Source organism: Paenibacillus sp. plas6 (assembly GCF_057221655.1).
In genome coordinates this window covers 1970906-1990000 of record NZ_CM170151.1, presented here as the reverse complement: position 1 = coordinate 1990000, position 19095 = coordinate 1970906, and the positions used below count along the sequence as shown (strand labels likewise).

Sequence of the window (19095 nt, the reverse complement as noted above, 5' to 3'; positions counted from 1 at the left end):
AATATTTACTCTCAAAGTAATATTCAAACATTAACAAGCGAATTGACTAGCAAGCTGTTTCTTTTTCTCGACGACTTTGCCCGAAAGGGCGATGGAGGAGAAAAAAGAAACAACGAGCGAATAGGTTAAGCTAATAAGAGCGCACGGAGGATGCCTAGGCACTAGGAGCCGATGAAGGACGTGGCGAACAACGATACTGCCTCGGGGAGCTGTAAGCAAGCGTCGATCCGGGGATTTCCGAATGGGGAAACCCAGCTGTCGTAATGGACAGTTACTCCTAACTGAATACATAGGTTAGGTAGAGGCACACCAGGGGAACTGAAACATCTAAGTACCCTGAGGAAGAGAAAACAATAGTGATTCCGTCAGTAGCGGCGAGCGAACGCGGAAGAGCCCAAACCAAGAAGCTTGCTTCTTGGGGTTGTAGGACAGCTCACACGGAGTTACAAAGGAATTGATTAGACGAAGAGGTCTGGAAAGGCTCGCTATAAAAGGTAAAAGCCCTGTAGTCAAAAATTAGTTCTCTCCGAGCTGGATCCTGAGTACGGCGGGACACGTGAAACCCCGTCGGAATCCGGCAGGACCATCTGCCAAGGCTAAATACTCCCTAGTGACCGATAGAGAAGCAGTACCGTGAGGGAAAGGTGAAAAGCACCGCGGGAGCGGAGTGAAAAAGAACCTGAAACCGTGCGCTTACAAGAAGTCAGAGCCCAATTAAGGGGTGATGGCGTGCCTTTTGTAGAATGAACCGGCGAGTTACGTTTGCATGCAAGGTTAAGTTGGGAAGACGGAGCCGCAGCGAAAGCGAGTCTGAATAGGGCGAAAAAGTATGCAGGCGTAGACCCGAAACCGTGTGATCTACCCCTGTCCAGGGTGAAGGTGCGGTAACACGCACTGGAGGCCCGAACCCACGCACGTTGAAAAGTGCGGGGATGAGGTGGGGGTAGCGGAGAAATTCCAATCGAACTCGGAGATAGCTGGTTCTCCCCGAAATAGCTTTAGGGCTAGCCTTGGAGTCGAGTATCATGGAGGTAGAGCACTGATTGGGTGCGGGGCCCGCGAGGGTTACCAAGTCTAGTCAAACTCCGAATGCCATTGATATATATCCAGGAGTCAGACAGTGAGTGCTAAGATCCATTGTCAAGAGGGAAACAGCCCAGATCATCAGCTAAGGCCCCCAAGTGTGTGTTAAGTGGGAAAGGATGTGGAGTTGCACAGACAACCAGGATGTTGGCTTAGAAGCAGCCACCATTTAAAGAGTGCGTAATAGCTCACTGGTCGAGTGACTCTGCGCCGAAAATGTAACGGGGCTAAACACACCGCCGAAGCTATGGCAAGTCGTAGGTTTCACTTCTTCTTTGAAGAAGTGTTTAGCGACGATTAACATTCGTCGAAATCAACCGCTAAGGTTGTTCAAGAATTCGACTAAATGTATGTTCTTCAGCTAAACACAAACCATCGAAGTTGAAGTGAAGCCTACGAATTGGGTAGGGGAGCGTTGAATACGGGTTGAAGTCATACCGTAAGGAGTGGTGGACTGTATTCAAGTGAGAATGCCGGTATGAGTAACGAAAAGATAGGTGAGAATCCTATCCGCCGTAAGCCTAAGGGTTCCTGAGGAAGGCTCGTCCACTCAGGGTAAGTCGGGACCTAACGCGAGGCCGAAAGGCGTAGTGGAAGGACAACAGGTTGAAATTCCTGTACCACCGTAGTTGTTTGAGCGAAGGGGTGACGCAGAAGGATAGTGACGCGGACTGATGGATGTCCGTCCAAGCAGTGAGGCTGGTGAGTAGGCAAATCCGCTCATCGAAAGGCTGGGCTGTGATGGGGAGCGAAAATTGCAGTAGCGAAGGTCATGAGTTCAGGCTGCCAAGAAAAGCCTCTAGTGAGACGAAGGTGCCCGTACCGCAAACCGACACAGGTAGGCGAGCAGAGCATGCTAAGGCGCGCGGAAGAACTCTCGTTAAGGAACTCGGCAAAATGACCCCGTAACTTCGGGAGAAGGGGTGCCCCGGTAGGGTGAATAGCCCGAGGGGGCCGCAGTGAAAAGGCCCAATCGACTGTTTAGCAAAAACACAGGTCTGTGCAAAGTCGTAAGACGACGTATACGGGCTGACGCCTGCCCGGTGCTGGAAGGTTAAGGGGAATGGTTAGGCGTAAGCCGAAGCTATGAACCGAAGCCCCAGTAAACGGCGGCCGTAACTATAACGGTCCTAAGGTAGCGAAATTCCTTGTCAGGTAAATTCTGACCCGCACGAATGGCGTAACGAATTGGGCGCTGTCTCAACGAGAGATCCGGTGAAATTTTAATACCTGTGAAGATGCAGGTTACCCGCGACAAGACGGAAAGACCCCATGGAGCTTTACTGCAGCTTGATATTGGACTTTGGTACGATCTGTACAGGATAGGTGGGAGCCTAGGAAGCATGAGCGCCAGCTTGTGTGGAGGCGCCGTTGGGATACCACCCTGATCGTATCGGAGTTCTAACCTGTCGCCCTGAATCGGGCGAAGGGACCGTGTCAGGTGGGCAGTTTGACTGGGGCGGTCGCCTCCTAAAGCGTAACGGAGGCGCCCAAAGGTTCCCTCAGAATGGTTGGAAATCATTCGAAGAGTGTAAAGGCAGAAGGGAGCTTGACTGCGAGACCCACAAGTCGAGCAGGGACGAAAGTCGGGCTTAGTGATCCGGTGGTACCGAATGGAAGGGCCATCGCTCAACGGATAAAAGCTACCCTGGGGATAACAGGCTTATCTCCCCCAAGAGTCCACATCGACGGGGAGGTTTGGCACCTCGATGTCGGCTCATCGCATCCTGGGGCTGAAGTAGGTCCCAAGGGTTGGGCTGTTCGCCCATTAAAGCGGTACGCGAGCTGGGTTCAGAACGTCGTGAGACAGTTCGGTCCCTATCTGTCGCGGGCGTAGGAAATTTGAGAGGAGCTGTCCTTAGTACGAGAGGACCGGGATGGACGTACCGCTGGTGTACCAGTTGTTTCGCCAGAAGCACCGCTGGGTAGCCAAGTACGGAAGGGATAAGCGCTGAAAGCATCTAAGCGTGAAGCCCCCCTCAAGATGAGATTTCCCAAGTAGTAAGACCCCTTGAAGACGACGAGGTAGATAGGCTGGGGGTGGAAGTGCAGCAATGCATGGAGCTGACCAGTACTAATCGGTCGAGGGCTTATCCTAAATGATTCGTAAGATGAGAAACTTTCTATCCAGTTTTGAGGGTGTAAACCCCATGTTTGGTGACAATGGCGAAAGGGAACCACGCGTACCCATCTCGAACACGACCGTTAAGCCTTTCAGCGCCGATGGTACTTGGACCGAAGGGTCCTGGGAGAGTAGGACGTTGCCAAGCAATGAAGAAGTCTACTGCATTTGCAGTAGACTTTTTTTGTTTAAAACATTATTGATACGCTCATTTCATTGTCATAGTTCATAACGTGATTTCTGTTAAATTTGCAATTGATACTCATTTTAGAGTATAATCCTGTAAATTATTAAAGGAGGCCTAATATGAGTATGATAATAAAGCCATTAGAACAAGAGCATTTTGAGCAAAGCATCAATTTATCGCAGTATGCATTTCAATATGTTTTACCACAAGAGCAGCTTAATTATTATCGCGACACCTTTATTAGCAAAAATCATATTAAAGTCGGAGTCTTTGATGGAGATAAATTGTGTGCGCAAGCTACGTTGCTCCATCTTCATACTTATATTGCAGGACAAGCTTTTCGCATGGGTGGTTTAGCAGGTGTTAGCACATGGCCAGAGCATCGACGTCATGGTTATGTTGCTAAATTATTAACAGACCTTTTAATACGTATGCAAAAAAATGGTCAAAGTATATCTATGCTGCATCCTTTTTCTTTTGCATTTTATCGAAAATTTGGTTGGGAATGTTATGTTAGTCAAAAGACAATTGAGCTAGGGACAGAGCAACTAACATCGATTATAAAAAATCAGCGCAATAGCAAGCTGCCAGGTAAAATAGTCAGACTTAATGATTTGCATCTTTTACAACCTGTATATGATCAATACGCACTGCGTTACAATGGAATGCTGCAGCGTTCTCCGGATTGGTGGAAAAATAGTATTGAGAGAAGAAAAAAAGGAACATACGCAGCTTATCAGGATGAGAAAGGAAACTTACAAGGCTACATCATCTATGAAGTTGCTAATCGTCAAATGAACATTCATGAATTTATCTATCTGACAAATACAGCAGAGCAAGCATTACTTTATTTTATAGCACAGCATGACTCAATGGTTGATAAAGTAAGCTGGATTACACAAGAGGACGACGCATTTGTCTTTGGGCTAGATAATCCAAGAGTGAAGCAGCAAATTAATCCTTATTTTATGGCTCGCATTGTCGATGTAGAAGCGTTTATTCAGCAGTTTCCTTTTATTGGAACCGGTAAAGAGGAGCAATATATAGTATCAGTGACAGATGAACATGCTGCTTGGAATAATGGAATTTTTAAATTAACGGTAGCTGCAGACGGAAAAGCAACAATTAGCAGGGCGGATAATACAGAGTCAGATTTGTTTATTACAATAGGCGGATTAACTGCTTGGTTGTTAAATTATCAAAATGGGGATACTTTAATTAGGTTTAATAAGTTAAGCGGAGATTGCACAGCAATAAAACGATTGCAAAATCAAATTCCAGTTCAGCGTACTTATTTAACTGATTTTTTCTAATTTCAAGAAGATTTAATCTTTTTAAAATTAGGTAAAATATGCATTTTTCGCCCTTGTAAGCACATTGACAGCCCCTAACTCAAGTGATAATATTGCAATAATATACGTGAGAGACATATAAATTTAAGGGAGGAACATACTCGTGTGGGAAAATAAATTCGCTAAAGAAGGTCTAACTTTTGATGACGTGCTGCTCATTCCGCGCAAATCTGAAGTGTTGCCAAGAGATGTTGATGTATCAGTTCGTTTGAGTGATACTGTGAAACTAAATATTCCATTGATTAGTGCAGGAATGGATACAGTTACGGAATCTGCTTTGGCGATTGCGATAGCGCGTGAGGGCGGAATCGGTGTTATTCATAAAAATATGACGATTGCTCAACAAGCGGAAGAAGTGGATCGTGTTAAAAGATCTGAAAGTGGAGTAATTACAAATCCATTCTCTTTAACTCCTGAGCATCATGTATACGATGCAGAGGAATTAATGGGTAAATATAGAATCTCTGGTGTTCCGATTGTTGATGAAAACCAAAAGCTAGTTGGTATTATTACAAATCGTGACTTACGTTTTGTGCATGACTTCTCCATTAAAATTAAAGAGGTTATGACACACGAGCAGCTTGTAACTGCTCCAGTAGGTACAACATTGCAAGAAGCAGAAATTATTTTACAACAGCATAAAATTGAAAAGCTGCCAATTGTCGATGAAGATAATACTCTAAAAGGTCTTATTACTATTAAAGACATTGAAAAAGCAATTCAATTCCCTAATGCAGCAAAAGATAAACATGGACGTTTACTATGCGGTGCGGCAATTGGTATTTCAAAAGATACTTTTGAACGTGCAGCAGCATTAGTCGAAGCTGGTGTTGACTTAATCGTAGTTGACTCCGCGCACGGACATTCTGCAAATATTTTGAATGCTGTTCGCGAATTAAGAAATAAATTCCCAGAATTAACAATTGTTGCTGGTAACGTAGCAACAGGTGAAGCGACTCGCGATTTAATTGAAGCAGGTGCTTCTGTTGTTAAAGTTGGTATCGGACCTGGTTCAATCTGTACTACTCGTGTTATCGCTGGTATTGGTGTTCCGCAAATTACAGCGATTTATGATTGTGCATCAGTAGCTCGTCAATACGGTGTACCGATTATTGCCGATGGCGGTATTAAATATTCTGGAGATATTACAAAGGCAATTGCAGCTGGCGCAAGTGCAATTATGATAGGTAGCTTGTTTGCAGGAACAGCTGAAAGCCCAGGGGAAACTGAAATTTTCCAAGGCCGCAGTTATAAAGTTTACCGTGGAATGGGTTCACTTGCTGCAATGAAAGCAGGTAGTAAAGACCGTTACTTCCAAGAAAACGAAAGCAAGCTTGTACCAGAAGGTATTGAAGGTCGCGTAGCATACAAAGGACCTCTTGCTGATACTGTACATCAATTAATTGGTGGTTTACGTTCAGGTATGGGCTATTGCGGTACAGCAACATTAGAACAACTAAGAAATGATACACAATTTATTCGAATTACAAATGCTGGTTTGCGCGAAAGCCATCCGCATGATGTACAAATTACAAAAGAAGCTCCAAACTACTCATTGTAGTTGTAAAGAAGACCAAGGCAAGACAGAAACTCGTCGCGCCTTGGTCTTTTTGTATATACACAAAGTTTTATAGCGAACGGTTAAAATAATTAAAAATGAATTAACTATATTTGGTTTAATAGGCACCTGTAAAAAGTTTAATTCCCCCTGTAAATTATGTTACAATAACACATGGACAATCTAACGGGAAAAGGGGAATAAAGGTGTTGAAATCTATGGGGAAAGTTCGATTATTATCGATCTTTATGCTTTGTGCGATGATTACGTTTGTATCACTTGCAACTAGCACTCAGCAAGCAGGAGCAGTCGGTTATAATAATAGACCGAGTACGGAAAACACGCTAGGCTTGCAAGTAAAATCGGCGATGCTAATTGAATATGAAACAGGACAGGTATTATATGAAGTTAATCCAGACCAAGCATTGCCAATAGCAAGTATGACGAAATTAATGACAGAATATATAGTAATGAAGGAAATTAGCAACGGTCGTTTGAATTGGGATGATGTCATCACAATAACACCTGAAGCAGCCGATACTCACCCGTCAGAGTCGCAAATTTATTTGGCAGCAGGAGATCAGCATACGGTAGAAGAGCTTTATATTGCGATGGCAGTAGGTTCAGCTAACGATGCTACGAAAGCATTAGCCATTGCGGTAGAGGGAAGTATTCAGGCATTTGTAGATCGTATGAATCAAACTGCAGAGGAAATGGGGCTTACATCCGCAGTATTTACAAGTGTGACAGGGATTGAGGAAACAACGATGATGTCTGCTCGTGATGTGGTGACACTAGCGCGCAATATTTTGTTAGAGTTTCCTGATTTTATAAAATATTCATCTATTCAAGAATATAAATTCCGCGAGCGCGACACTGCTCCAATGATTAACTTCAACTATATGTTGGGTACAAATGTTAATAAATCGGGATTAAAACATTTAGCTTATGAAGGTGTAGATGGATTAAAAACTGGTTTTATTAGTGCGGCGGGCTATAACTTTGCTGGGACAGTCATGCGTGATGGTACACGTTACATTAGTGTTGTAATGGATACTCGTTCTAAAGATGCTCGTTTTCTAGAGACTGCTACACTGTACAACTACGCATTTGCGACATTTGAAAAACAAACTTTGATCGCTCCAAAAAGTGAAATAGAAGGCTACGAAACGGTTAAAATAAAAAAAGGTGTTAACAAAACAATCCCAGTTGTTACTAGCAAAGATATTACTGTAATTACAATAAAAGGAACAACACCTGAGCTTGAATTAGTAAGTGCAGAAATGTTAACTGAAGATGAGCTTGTAGCGCCAATTTCTGCTGGCACAAAAGCAGGTACGTTAACTTATAAATTCATTGATCATAATGGTCAAGAATTACAGTATCAGGTTGATCTAATTACGACTGAAGATGCTGAAAAAGCTTCTTGGTTTAAGTTGTTTTTCCGTGGAATAGGCGAGTTTTTCTCAGGACTTTTTGATAGTATAGCAAATATATTTTAAACCCGAGTGAGATACAAGGAAATAAGGGCTTGTCGAAGTTCGTTCATTCCTGTAAAATCAATGCTTAGAGTAATAACGGCGAACTATTTCGGTAGAGACGTATTAGGAGGAGATATTGAAGATGCAAACAGGTACTTTTCGTGTAAAAAGTGGTATGGCAGAAATGCAAAAGGGCGGCGTCATTATGGACGTTATGAACGCAGAACAAGCTAAAATTGCTGAAGCTGCAGGTGCTACTGCGGTTATGGCGTTGGAGCGTGTTCCATCAGATATTCGTGCTGCTGGTGGCGTAGCTCGTATGGCAGATCCTACAATTGTTGAAGAAGTTATGAAGGCTGTTTCTATTCCAGTTATGGCAAAGGCTCGTATTGGTCATATTGTGGAAGCAAAAGTTCTTGAAGCTATGGGTGTAGACTACATTGATGAGAGTGAAGTATTAACACCAGCTGATGAAATTTTCCATATTAATAAAAATGAATTCACAGTACCTTTTGTGTGTGGTGCTAAAGATCTTGGTGAAGCACTTCGTCGTATTCAAGAAGGTGCTGCTATGATTCGTACAAAAGGAGAGCCAGGTACTGGTAACATTGTAGAGGCTGTTCGTCATCTTCGCTTGATTAACGGACAAATCCGTAAAGTACAGGGCATGTCTAAGGACGAGCTTTATAATGAAGCAAAACTGCTAGGTGTTCCTTACGAACTTTTACTAGGTGTGCATGAGACTGGTAAGCTTCCAGTTGTTAACTTTGCTGCTGGTGGCGTTGCTACTCCAGCTGATGCTGCGTTGATGATGGAACTTGGTGCAGATGGTGTATTCGTTGGTTCTGGTATCTTTAAATCTGATAATCCAGAAAAATTTGCTCGTGCAATTGTTGAAGCAACAACTCATTATCAAGATTATAAACTAATTGCCGAAGTATCTAAAAACTTAGGTACACCAATGAAAGGTATCGATATCGCTAAACTTCACGCTACAGAGCGTATGCAAGATCGCGGTATCTAAGTAAAAATTGAGCAAATCTTTTGGTTATTTGTATCAGCTTTAGTTTGATCATTCGTTATGAAGAAAAAAATAGACAGACCCTAAGAGCCGAGCTGTCCCAGTTATCTGGGCGGGTCGGCCTTTGCGAAAAAAGGGGAGGTATTGGATATGAAGGTTGGAGTATTGGCGCTTCAAGGGGCTGTAGCGGAACATATACGCAGTCTTGAAGCAGTTGGAGTAGAAGCAGTACCGGTTAAGCGAATCGAGCAGCTAGATGAGCTGTCAGGCTTAGTTATACCTGGTGGCGAAAGCACAACAATTGGTAAGCTAATGCGCAAATATGGCTTTATTGAAGCAATTCAAAAGTTTCATGCTGCAGGTAAGCCTTTGTTTGGTACTTGTGCCGGTCTTATCGTGTTAGCTGAACGTATCGAAGGTCAAGAGGACGCTCATCTTAAGTTAATGGATATGACAGTAGCTCGCAATGCATTTGGTCGTCAACGTGAAAGCTTTGAAACTTTGCTTTCTGTTAAAGGAATTGATGAGCCGATTAATGCCGTTTTTATTCGTGCACCATTAATTAAATCGATAGGTGAGGGAGTAGAGGTGCTTGCAGAATTTAACGGTGAAATCGTTACTGCTCGTCAAGGTACGTTATTGGCTTGCTCCTTCCACCCGGAATTAACAGATGATGTTCGCTTGCATCGTTATTTTGTTGAAATGATTAAAGAAGCATGCGCATAATTGCGTATGATGTGGATAGAGGACGCAAGCTGTGCAGCGTTCTATAACAGAAAGGGGATTCCCATGTTAGATGTTAAATTGCTACGTTCTGATTTTGCCAAAGTTGAGGAGGCGTTGCGCAATCGTCAAGCATCGTTGGATTTAATTGCACCGTTTCCAGAGCTTGACCAGAAGCGTCGCGAATTAATCCAAAATACTGAACAATTAAAAAATCGTCGTAATACAGTTTCTCAGGAAGTCGCTAAAATTAAAAAAGAAGGCGGAGATGCTGAAGCGCTAATTCTTGAGATGAGACAAGTAGGCGATAAAATTAAAGAGCTTGATGAAGAGCTGCGTGTACTTGACGCACAAGTCAATAAGCTATTGCAAGCTATTCCTAACATTCCGCATGAATCTGTTCCAGTTGGCGAATCTGAAGACGACAACGTGGAATTGCGTCGTGTTGGTGAGCCTACACAGTTTTCCTTCGAACCTAAAGCGCACTATGATATTGCTGCTGAGTTAAATTTGTTAGATTTTGAGCGTGCTGCTAAAGTAACTGGCTCTCGTTTTGTATTTTACCGTGGGCTAGGAGCTCGTTTAGAACGTGCGCTAATTAGCTTTATGATGGATTTGCACAGTAACGAACACGGATATGAAGAAATTTTACCTCCATATATCGTAAATCGTGACAGCTTACTTGGTACAGGGCAATTGCCTAAGTTTGAGGAAGATTTGTTTAAAATTGCCGATACAGATTACTTCTTAATTCCGACTGCAGAGGTTCCTGTAACGAACATTTTGCGTGACGAAATTTTAGATGCATCTGCGTTGCCAATTAAGTATGTTGCATACAGTGCATGCTTCCGTTCAGAGGCTGGTGCTGCTGGCCGTGATACAAGAGGGTTAATTCGTCAGCATCAATTTAATAAAGTCGAATTAGTTAAGCTTGTAAAGCCTGAGGACTCTTATAACGAGCTAGAAAGTCTTACAGCAAATGCAGAGAAGGTACTGCAGCTTTTAGAGCTTCCTTACCGTGTTATTGTACTTTGTACAGGGGATATGGGCTTTGGCTCAGCTAAAACATATGATCTTGAAGTATGGTTGCCTAGTGCAAATATGTACCGTGAAATTTCATCTTGCACAAACTTTGAAGATTTCCAAGCTCGTCGTGCTGGTCTTAAATATCGCCCAGAGCCTAAGAGCAAGCCAGAGTTTGTTCATACTCTTAATGGTTCAGGTTTGGCGGTTGGCCGTACAGTGGCAGCTATCCTAGAAAATTATCAGCAAGAAGATGGATCAGTTGTTGTTCCAAAAGTACTTCGTCCATATATGGGTGGAATCGAAAAAATTTCTCCAAAAAAATAAAAAAACTTTTAAAAGGGGGTTGCAATCCCCCTTTCCACTGTGATATACTCTTTCTTGTCAGCAAAACAAAATACTTTGTGGAGAGATACCGAAGCGGTCATAACGGGGCGGTCTTGAAAACCGTTAGGGTGCAAGCCCACGAGGGTTCGAATCCCTCTCTCTCCGCCACTATTACTAAAGACACACTTGAGAATTTTCTCGAGTGTTTTTTGTTTATATGGCATTTAAAGCAAAATAAAAACGCTTCTTGGCTTGTTACTAGGCAGAAGAAGCGTTTTTTCATATTTATTTTATAAAACGGAAAGTAAGAGGATAACGATAAGGTTGTCCTTGATAGCTTTTTACAGTACCAATAATTAATAATACAATCCAGACAATATATACGATTGGAACAAGAACTAGCCCAACTAAAAGCAGGAGAGAAAAAGATGCGATTAAATGATAAATTGTAAATGAAATATTAAAGTTTAGAGCTTCTTTGGCATGCTCAGAGATAATAGGGGATTGGTCTTTTTTTAATAACAAAATGAGAAGAGGACCGATAAACCCGCAAAGTAAATTCCAAAACGAAAAAATTAATCCAATGAATGCAGAAGCATGTGCTAACGTAATCCATAGCCTTTCATCTTCATTCCTGTACATTTAAAAACCTCCAATTTGAAATTTTCACTGCCCTTACAACCACAATATGACAGCTCAATTAAAATATACTATATTAGCAAAATAAAACGATAGGAGATTAGAACTATTTGTGGAAATCATGCTTTTTTGCTAAAGATTTCAAAAACGATAATGTAATATGAGACGAATATATCAAAACAAATATGAACATTTTCGAAACTAAAGCTTAGGACATATTAAGTATTGTAAATATTGGTCAAATAACGGTATAATTTGATAAGTACTCACTATTTTTGTCGTAAAATGGCTTTTATTCGCAATAATGTATCGACAATAATCAACATACATTCTAACATAATCTCTCTATAATTAGTCTAAACAGTAACATATTAAGGAAGGGTGGGCGAAGCGAGCAATGGAAAAAAATTTAATTGAACTTCAACTTCAATCGCTTCGGGACAAGCTATACGAAGTGGTAGAGGAAAAAGGAAGCTTCACACACCCTGCTGTACTTGCGATTAGCGAAGAAGCTGACCAATTAATAGTTGCCTTGCAAGCGATGAAGCAATATGGTGATCAGTGTAATTCGTACGAATCTAATCGTTCAAAAACCACGGTTTAATTGCTCTTTTTACGTTTCATACGAAGCTCTCTAAAAAATAAAGTGAGCAGATTCGCACACTCATTCTGTAGCACAAATCCTGTAAGTTCAGTTTCATGATTGAACCGAGGCTCTTGTAATAAATTCATTAACGTACCAGCACAGCCTGCCTTAGGATCATGTGTTCCGTATACAACACGCTTGATACGGGATTGTACAATTGCACCGGCGCACATTGGACACGGCTCAAGTGTTACATATAAGGTACAGTCTAACAAGCGCCATGCATTTAGAGTTTGGCTAGCCTGCTGAATGGCAATGATTTCTGCATGAGAGACAGGATTTTGCTGCGTTTCCCGAAGATTGTGACCACGACCAATGATTACACCTTCTTTCACAATGACAGCTCCGATCGGAACTTCTCCAAGTCTCTTTGCTTTTTCTGCCTCTGCAATGGCTTCTTTCATCCATAGTTCATCTTGATTAAGATACATAGTTTTCTCCTTCTACTGATTTTTCTTCACGTAAATGTTATGTGTACATATATATTTGGGTTATCATTATAGACTTATCCATCGAACAAACATTCTTTGTTAACATACTGTGCACAATTCTGTGGATAACTTTTAATTATCCACAATTTATTCCACATATCGTCCACTTAATTCACAGGAAATTGTGGAATATGTTAATAGATTGTTGATAAGTTGAATAACTAAGGGTGTGAGTCCATGTCACTAAAATATAAACTAAGTATAACTATATCAGGATTATTACTGCTTGTAATCGTTATGTTTCAATTATTATGGGATTACAATCAACGACAAAAAAACTACGATTTACTTGCTCAATCATCCTTGCAGTTATCCGAACTAATTTATCTTCATAATACTGAAGGTGAAATAAATAATGAACAGAAACTAATCGATTTGTTTCAAATTCTTCGTGCTAGTAAACCTTATTTAATCGACGTTGCGATTATTGACCATTATACAAATGAAATTTTGCTTTCTGCTGGTCAATCGTCACGGTTTCAAGAGTTTATAACAGGAATCATTGATGATGAGCAGTCATTGTATCAAGTTCATCATATTACCGAAAACAAAAAAAGTTACTATTTAACGGATTATCAATATAATATCTCAAGTGATAAACGCGTTGTAATGTTATATGATGAGCGACTGTTTACAAAAACGTATAGCAATGATAAATATCTATTTTTTTCTGCACTTTTGTATACGCTTTTTATTACAAGTATAGCAAGCTACTGGATGGTTGCTCGAATGTTAAGGCCACTAAAAGATATTGTTTGGAAAGTGAATGAAGTATCATCTGTGCGTTTTCAAAATTCTATTCCAGTAACTTCTAAGGATGAGTTTGGTCTGCTTGCATTTAAAATCAATGCAATGAGCCAAAACTTAGGCATTTATATGAATAAGCTTCGCCATTCGTTTGATGAAAATCGTCGTATGAGAATGTATTTAGAATCATTTATTAATCATTCTCCCGATGCGATATACATTATGGATGATAAAGGCTGTATTATGCAAGCGAACCAAGCATTTGAAGATTTATTTGGTTACGAAGCTAGCGAAGTGGTAGGCGTACATAATCCGATAGTGCCCAATCATTTAGTAGAGGAGGAAGACGAGCTTAAAAGTTTGGTATTAAGTGGCCAGCCGATTAAGCCAATTGAGACATATCGTCAAACAAAAGAAGGAGAAATGATACCTGTTAGCATTACGATTAGCCCAATACGTGATGTGAGCAATGAAATTATCGGCTTTGCCAACATATGTCGCGATATGCGCCATCGTCATCGCATGGAGGAATTGATGCGTCGTTCAGAGAAATTAAATACTGTTGGACAGTTAGCAGCTGGAGTAGCACATGAAATTCGCAATCCATTGACGACGTTAAGAGGCTTTTTACAGCTTCAGGAGCAGACACATAAGCTGAATATTAATCATGTGCAAATTATGTTGTCAGAGTTAGAACGTATTAATTTAATTGTTGGGGAGTTTTTAATTTTATCTAAGCCGCAAGCAGTTAAATTCAAATATCGAGATGTCCGAGAAATTATACGAGAAGTTTGTGCCTTTATGAGTAGTGAAGCGCTTATGCACAATGTTATTTTTGAGGAAAATTATACAACTGACGACTGTCATATTCCTTGTGAGGAAAACCAGTTAAAGCAAGTATTTATCAATGTGTTGAAAAATGCGATTGAGGCAATGCCAAAGGGTGGACGTGTGCAAATTACAATAACTCGTCTAGCAACGCATATTAGCGTACAGATTACCGATGAAGGTATAGGTATGGACGAGGAGACATTAAAGCGAATTGGAGATCCATTTTTTACGGCAAAGGAGAATGGTACGGGACTCGGCGTGATGGTCAGTCAGAAAATTATTCAATCTCATCAGGGCTTAATGGAGCTTAGCAGTCAAGTGAATAAAGGAACAACGGTAAGAGTATTGCTGCCATTAAAGGAAGGTAGAAAGTTCGCGGAAGCGAGCAATCTGTAGGGAGCGATCTTTAATATGGAAGGTGTGATTCATCTTGAAAGCTGTTGTTTTTGGAGCAACAGGGTTAGTAGGCACAGAGTTAGTGCGCTTGCTGTTAAACAATAAAACGTTCCGTAAAGTTATCGTTATTGCTAGAAAACGATTAAGTATTGTGCATCCACGTTTAGAGCAGCAGCGTATATCTTTTGATGAATTAAATACCTGTCCGGCGCATTGGTTTGAAGAAGCTGTTGTTTTTTTGTGCACTTGGCACGACCATTAAGCAAGCAAAAACGAAGGAAAATTTTGAACTGGTCGATTATCATTATGTTTTGCAAATTGGAAAGCTTGTAAAAAAACATCATGCGAAAAAAATGCTGGTCATTTCAGCAATGGGAGCTAATGAAAAATCTATTTTTTTCTACAGCAGAGTTAAGGGGAAAATGGAAAGAGCCTTGCAGGAGCTGCAGCTTCCTCAATTAATCATTATTCGCCCTTCACTTATTCTTGGTTCGCGTAAGCAGTTTCGCTTTGGTGAAGCGTTGGCTGGCAAACTAAGCAGTTGGCTATCTTTTGTATTTAAAGGTAAAATGAGAAAGTATAAGCCGAATGAGGCAAAACATATTGCGATGGCTATGACTAAGCTAGCCTTACTATGTGAAGAGCAACTTCGCATTATTGCTAGTGATGAAATTACATATTGGTCAAAGAAAAGACTATAAAGTGCTCTTAGTTACGTGAATCAAGAGGTGGCAGCATTGAGAATTAACAAATTTATAAGTGAGACAGGAATATGTTCACGCAGAGAAGCTGATAAATTGGTTGCAGAAGGACGTGTGACGATTAATGGCTTTAAGGCAGAGCTTGGCAGTCAAGCCGAATTAGGGGATGATGTACGGATAGATGGCCGGTCCCTAGGTAAACAGAAAAAACATGTATATATTGCTCTACATAAACCAGTAGGAATTACGAGTACAACAGAACGTCATGTGAAAGGGAATATTGTTGATTTTGTAGGACATAAGGAGAGAATATTTCCAATTGGACGCCTAGATAAAGATTCCGAGGGTTTAATTTTAATGACCAATGATGGAGATGTTGTTAATCCGATCTTGCGCTCCGAGGGCAGGCATGAAAAAGAATATATTGTAACCGTAGATAAGCCGGTTACCGAAAGCTTTCTTAAAGAGATGGCTCAAGGCGTATATATTTTAGGTAGTATAACTTTGCCCTGTAAAGTAAAGCGAATCGGAACCTGCAGCTTTAATATTATATTAACCGAGGGACGTAATCGACAAATTCGCCGTATGTGTGAGGCGTTTGGTTATAAAGTGTTACGCCTTAAAAGAATAAGAATTATGAATATCTTGTTAGGCGATCTTCCGAAAGGTAAATGGAGAGACCTTACAGAGGAAGAGAAGCGGGTATTATCTCAAGAAATTGGATATGACCTCACTTAATAAAAAAGGGGCATACAGGCGGAACTGACCCCCGTTTTTGAGACAGGGATCAAAACACCTTCTAAGAAGCCAGTTCTCGATACTCGATCGGGGACTGGTTTCTTAGTTTCGCTTGAATGCGAAACTTGTTATAATAATCAATGTAATCTCTGACTGTCTGCTCTACGATGGCGGTCGTAGTACAGGTTAAATGGTCAAGATAGAATGTTTCACACTTTAGGGTTGCGTGAAACGATTCGATGGGGGCATTATCAGCGGGTGTACCTTTACGGGACATACTCATGATCATGCCTCTTCGTTTAACAGCCTCCTGATATGCTGCAGACGTATAGACAGATCCTTGATCGCTGTGTAATAGGCAGCCAGGCGGAAGAGCTGGTAGTTGTTCTAACGTATCTAGCACGCAGTGTACATCTTGTCGATGACTAAGCGTGTAGGCTAGAATCTCCCCGTTATACAAATCCTGAATACTGGAAAGATACAACATTTGACCACCAAAGGGCAAGTAAGTAATGTCCGTTACAAGTTTTTGCAAAGGAGATTTCGCCTTGAAATCTCGTTTTAATATATGCTCTGCCACTTGAGCTGGTTGTCCTATACGGTGACGTTTCTTTGGCTTTACACGACATTGTAAGCCATACTGTTGCATGATCCGCTGTACCACTTTATGGTTCACACGTTTGGTGCGATTGACGAGTGCTGTGATCTTTCGATAACCTAATCTAAATTTATGAGAGATGCAATACTCACGAATGAGTGCAACAAGTTCATCGTCTTTTTTACAGATGGGACGCTTTTTCCATCGATAATAGGTTGCTCTCGATATGTTTAAGGTTTCACAAACCAGCCTAACCGATAACTCAGGATGTTCGTTGATAAATGAGATAGCTACTTCTTTGTCCACCTCCTTTCCCACGCCTTGAACTTTTTTAGCACCTCTAGTTGTTGTTGAAGAAATCTAATTTCGGCTTGTAATTTTTCTACTTCAGAAGCATATTCCGCTCCTTTTCCATACGAATATTGTTTACCAACAGGCTGTTCCAAGCGATGTAATTCACCGTTACGATACCACTTCATCCATGTCTCAACTTGTGAGTCGTTGCGTATATTCAATTCATCTAGTACCACTTTCATAGGTATTCCTTGTAATCTCATTTCAATAGCTTTCATCTTAATTTCGATTGGATAACTCACTCTAGTTCTCAAAACAAAAACACCTCCAAGTTGTATTCATATCTTACGACATGATTTACATTTCTTAAAGGTGTTTTGATTTTGTCTCACTTTATGGGGTCAGTTCCAGCCGTTTTAACGGCCTGTATGCCCCTTTATAATGAAATACTATTGATTGTTGTTTACTGATAAACTTTGTTGCTTATTGGGATCAACATAGTTACTAACAATAGCTAACTCAACACGACGATTTTTTGCTCTGCCTTCGGCAGTATCGTTAGATGCTACTGGATGATATTCTCCATAACCTACAGCACTAAAATGCTTAGGATCTAGCTTCTCGTTCAGTAGCATAATATCCATAAATCGTACTGCACGCATTACACTTAAATCCCAGTTAGAGCGAAACTTTTCGTTACTAATTGGAGCGTTGTCTGTATGTCCAGAAATAACTACATTAAAGTTAGGATATTCTTCAAGCATTTCTGAAAGCTTTACTGCAAGTTCTCTACCTTCTTTGTTAACGGTTGCTTCGGCCGAATTAAATAGAGCATTGTCGCGTATTGTAATGACTAATTGTGACATATTGAGAGACGTATCTAAGCTAGTACTAAGCCCATTTCCAGCAATATACTCATCAATTTGTTGTTTTAATTGACTTAAGTCAGTTTCACTTTGCTCGATTAATTGCTGAATTTCTTGCTCGCTTAGTTCGTTTTGAGATTCTTCATCTTCATTGTCTTTGCCACCAAGCAATTCATCCATATCATCGCCGCGTTCAACTACTGATGGCATTTCCAGTACACCTGTACCACTATTAAATGCGACGTTAAAAGCTTTAGATAACTCTTCGAATTTTTTAACATCCACTTGATTCATTGAATATAGAACAATGAATAATGCCAGCAGCAGCGTAAGAATGTCGGCATATGGAACTAGCCACGATTCGGAAATATGTTCTTCTTCCTCATGCTTCCGCTTTTTGCTCATCGTCTCCTTCCTCCTTCGCTTTCAATGCTTGGCGCTCAGTTGGTGTTAAGAACACCGATAGTTTTTGTTCAATTGCAATTGTAGAAACACCAGCTTGAATAGATAGCAAGCCTTCTAGCATCATAAGACGAATTTCAATTTCAGCTTTAGAAAGACGTCTTAATTTGTTCGCCATTGGATGCCATAGGACATAACCAGTAAAAATACCTAGTAGTGTTGCCATAAATGCACCAGAAATTGCATGCGCTAATGATTCCATATCACTCATGTTTGCTAGAGCGGCAATCAAACCGATAACGGCGCCAAGTACCCCTAGTGTAGGAGCATAGGTACCTGCCTGAGTAAAAATTGCAGCTCCTGCTTTGTGTCGCTCTTCGGTTGCATTAATATCTTCTAGCAGGACATCTCTAACAAGGTCCTGATCATTACCATCAATAATCATACGCATTCCATTTTTAAGAAAAGGATCATCGATTTCATCAACACGTGCCTCTAATGCTAATAGACCTTCACGACGTGTAATACCGGCCCACTCTACAAATTGCTTAATTAACTCTTCGCGTTTTGGAAGAGGGCGCTCTGTAAATAATAGTTTAAATAATGCTCCTACTTTCTTTAGTTCGTTTAGCGGAAAAGCAATAGTTACCGATGCGATCGTTCCTACGATAATAATCATGAACGCCGCAGGGTTAATAAACGCACTTAAGCTTGCTCCTTTTAGTACCATACCTACGAGTACAGCCACGACACCAAGAATAATTCCGATAATAGTTGTGTTTTTCATCTTACACCTCGATTAATCCATTTTCGACAATACCCTACTCTATTCTATTATCGTCAAAATAATGTGATCACATTAGAGTAAT

The 19095-nt window shown here is 40.8% G+C and carries 16 protein-coding genes, 1 tRNA gene and 2 rRNA genes; 14 read left to right on the top strand and 5 right to left on the bottom strand.

All coding sequences use genetic code 11. The features are described 5' to 3' along the window. Nucleotides 1–123: 123 nt before the first annotated feature. From AC2TDL_RS08900 to AC2TDL_RS08860, 9 genes are all read left to right on the top strand, one after another. A 23S ribosomal RNA gene (locus AC2TDL_RS08900) occupies nucleotides 124–3181 on the top strand. Between the two features lie 55 nt (nucleotides 3182–3236). Continuing rightward, nucleotides 3237–3353 (top strand): 5S ribosomal RNA (gene rrf, locus AC2TDL_RS08895). A gap of 158 nt (nucleotides 3354–3511) precedes the next feature. After that, nucleotides 3512–4705 (top strand): GNAT family N-acetyltransferase, encoded by a 1194-nt coding sequence (locus tag AC2TDL_RS08890; RefSeq protein ID WP_484700432.1) that lies wholly within the window; start codon nucleotides 3512–3514, stop codon nucleotides 4703–4705. 142 nt (nucleotides 4706–4847) lie between these two features. Beyond that, a complete protein-coding gene (guaB, locus tag AC2TDL_RS08885) occupies nucleotides 4848–6305 on the top strand; it encodes an IMP dehydrogenase (protein WP_484700430.1) in 1458 nt (485 codons plus the stop codon). Nucleotides 6306–6520: 215 nt separating this feature from the next. Further along, the gene (locus AC2TDL_RS08880; RefSeq protein WP_484700428.1) at nucleotides 6521–7804 is read left to right on the top strand and encodes a D-alanyl-D-alanine carboxypeptidase family protein; all 1284 of its coding nucleotides are present in this window, start codon (nucleotides 6521–6523) and stop codon (nucleotides 7802–7804) included. Nucleotides 7805–7925: 121 nt separating this feature from the next. Next, nucleotides 7926–8807, top strand: coding sequence for a pyridoxal 5'-phosphate synthase lyase subunit PdxS (gene pdxS / locus AC2TDL_RS08875; protein WP_484701110.1), 882 nt, complete (start codon nucleotides 7926–7928; stop codon nucleotides 8805–8807). Nucleotides 8808–8954: 147 nt separating this feature from the next. Next, on the top strand, nucleotides 8955–9530 hold the full coding sequence (gene pdxT / locus AC2TDL_RS08870; protein ID WP_484700426.1) for a pyridoxal 5'-phosphate synthase glutaminase subunit PdxT: 576 nt from the start codon (nucleotides 8955–8957) through the stop codon (nucleotides 9528–9530). A 63-nt stretch (nucleotides 9531–9593) separates the two neighbouring features. Beyond that, a complete protein-coding gene (gene serS / locus AC2TDL_RS08865; protein ID WP_484700424.1) occupies nucleotides 9594–10877 on the top strand; it encodes a serine--tRNA ligase in 1284 nt (427 codons plus the stop codon). Between the two features lie 79 nt (nucleotides 10878–10956). Continuing rightward, a tRNA-Ser gene (locus tag AC2TDL_RS08860) sits at nucleotides 10957–11045 on the top strand. A 117-nt stretch (nucleotides 11046–11162) separates the two neighbouring features. Here AC2TDL_RS08860 and AC2TDL_RS08855 read toward each other — a convergent pair. Beyond that, nucleotides 11163–11519, bottom strand: a complete 357-nt coding sequence (locus tag AC2TDL_RS08855; RefSeq protein WP_484700422.1) for a DUF4870 domain-containing protein — start codon at nucleotides 11517–11519, stop codon at nucleotides 11163–11165. Between the two features lie 394 nt (nucleotides 11520–11913). On the opposite strand from AC2TDL_RS08855, the gene AC2TDL_RS08850 reads away from it, so the two are divergent. Continuing rightward, on the top strand, nucleotides 11914–12120 hold the full coding sequence (locus tag AC2TDL_RS08850) for a Spo0E family sporulation regulatory protein-aspartic acid phosphatase (protein WP_484700420.1): 207 nt from the start codon (nucleotides 11914–11916) through the stop codon (nucleotides 12118–12120). On the opposite strand, the gene tadA is transcribed toward AC2TDL_RS08850, so the two are convergent. Further along, nucleotides 12117–12593 carry a tRNA adenosine(34) deaminase TadA gene (gene tadA, locus AC2TDL_RS08845; RefSeq protein WP_484700418.1) on the bottom strand — a complete coding sequence of 159 codons (477 nt, stop codon included), beginning with the start codon at nucleotides 12591–12593 and terminating at the stop codon, nucleotides 12117–12119. The two genes, AC2TDL_RS08850 and tadA, sit on opposite strands and share 4 nt — an antisense overlap. A 237-nt stretch (nucleotides 12594–12830) precedes the next feature. Here tadA and AC2TDL_RS08840 point away from each other — a divergent pair, with 237 nt between their 5' ends. The 4 genes from AC2TDL_RS08840 to AC2TDL_RS08825 are packed head-to-tail and all read left to right on the top strand — an operon-like array spanning nucleotide 12831 to nucleotide 16066. After that, entirely contained in the window at nucleotides 12831–14627 is a 1797-nt protein-coding gene (locus AC2TDL_RS08840) for an ATP-binding protein (protein ID WP_484700416.1), read from the top strand. Nucleotides 14628–14661: 34 nt separating this feature from the next. Continuing rightward, a complete protein-coding gene (locus AC2TDL_RS08835; RefSeq protein WP_484700414.1) occupies nucleotides 14662–14889 on the top strand; it encodes a hypothetical protein in 228 nt (75 codons plus the stop codon). Beyond that, nucleotides 14846–15328, top strand: a complete 483-nt coding sequence (locus tag AC2TDL_RS08830) for a Rossmann-fold NAD(P)-binding domain-containing protein (RefSeq protein ID WP_484700412.1) — start codon at nucleotides 14846–14848, stop codon at nucleotides 15326–15328. The genes AC2TDL_RS08835 and AC2TDL_RS08830 overlap by 44 nt, the downstream gene beginning before the upstream one ends. Nucleotides 15329–15364: 36 nt before the next feature. Then, the gene (locus tag AC2TDL_RS08825; protein WP_484700410.1) at nucleotides 15365–16066 is read left to right on the top strand and encodes a pseudouridine synthase; all 702 of its coding nucleotides are present in this window, start codon (nucleotides 15365–15367) and stop codon (nucleotides 16064–16066) included. 61 nt (nucleotides 16067–16127) lie between these two features. Here the strand turns inward: AC2TDL_RS08825 and AC2TDL_RS08820 are convergent. The 3 genes from AC2TDL_RS08820 to motA form a co-directional block, all read right to left on the bottom strand. Beyond that, a protein-coding gene (locus AC2TDL_RS08820; RefSeq protein WP_484696278.1) for an IS3 family transposase occupies nucleotides 16128–17272 on the bottom strand; the annotation gives its coding sequence in 2 pieces (ribosomal slippage) (nucleotides 16128–16999 and nucleotides 16999–17272; 1146 coding nt in all). Nucleotides 17273–17407: 135 nt separating this feature from the next. After that, complete coding sequence (gene motB, locus AC2TDL_RS08815; RefSeq protein WP_484700408.1) at nucleotides 17408–18229, bottom strand: flagellar motor protein MotB; 822 nt, start codon at nucleotides 18227–18229, stop codon at nucleotides 17408–17410. Further along, entirely contained in the window at nucleotides 18207–19013 is an 807-nt protein-coding gene (gene motA, locus AC2TDL_RS08810; RefSeq protein WP_484700406.1) for a flagellar motor stator protein MotA, read from the bottom strand. Before motA ends, motB begins: the two co-directional genes overlap by 23 nt. Between the last annotated feature and the right edge of the window lie 82 nt (nucleotides 19014–19095).

Coding starts and splice junctions, on each gene's coding strand:
- AC2TDL_RS08890 (WP_484700432.1), top strand. CDS start 3,512: ATGAGTATGATAATAAAGCCATTAGAACAAGAGCATTTTGAGCAAAGC.
- AC2TDL_RS08880 (WP_484700428.1), top strand. CDS start 6,521: ATGGGGAAAGTTCGATTATTATCGATCTTTATGCTTTGTGCGATGATT.
- pdxS (WP_484701110.1), top strand. CDS start 7,926: ATGCAAACAGGTACTTTTCGTGTAAAAAGTGGTATGGCAGAAATGCAA.
- pdxT (WP_484700426.1), top strand. CDS start 8,955: ATGAAGGTTGGAGTATTGGCGCTTCAAGGGGCTGTAGCGGAACATATA.
- serS (WP_484700424.1), top strand. CDS start 9,594: ATGTTAGATGTTAAATTGCTACGTTCTGATTTTGCCAAAGTTGAGGAG.
- AC2TDL_RS08855 (WP_484700422.1), bottom strand. CDS start 11,519: ATGTACAGGAATGAAGATGAAAGGCTATGGATTACGTTAGCACATGCT.
- AC2TDL_RS08850 (WP_484700420.1), top strand. CDS start 11,914: ATGGAAAAAAATTTAATTGAACTTCAACTTCAATCGCTTCGGGACAAG.
- tadA (WP_484700418.1), bottom strand. CDS start 12,593: ATGTATCTTAATCAAGATGAACTATGGATGAAAGAAGCCATTGCAGAG.
- AC2TDL_RS08840 (WP_484700416.1), top strand. CDS start 12,831: ATGTCACTAAAATATAAACTAAGTATAACTATATCAGGATTATTACTG.
- motB (WP_484700408.1), bottom strand. CDS start 18,229: ATGAGCAAAAAGCGGAAGCATGAGGAAGAAGAACATATTTCCGAATCG.
- motA (WP_484700406.1), bottom strand. CDS start 19,013: ATGAAAAACACAACTATTATCGGAATTATTCTTGGTGTCGTGGCTGTA.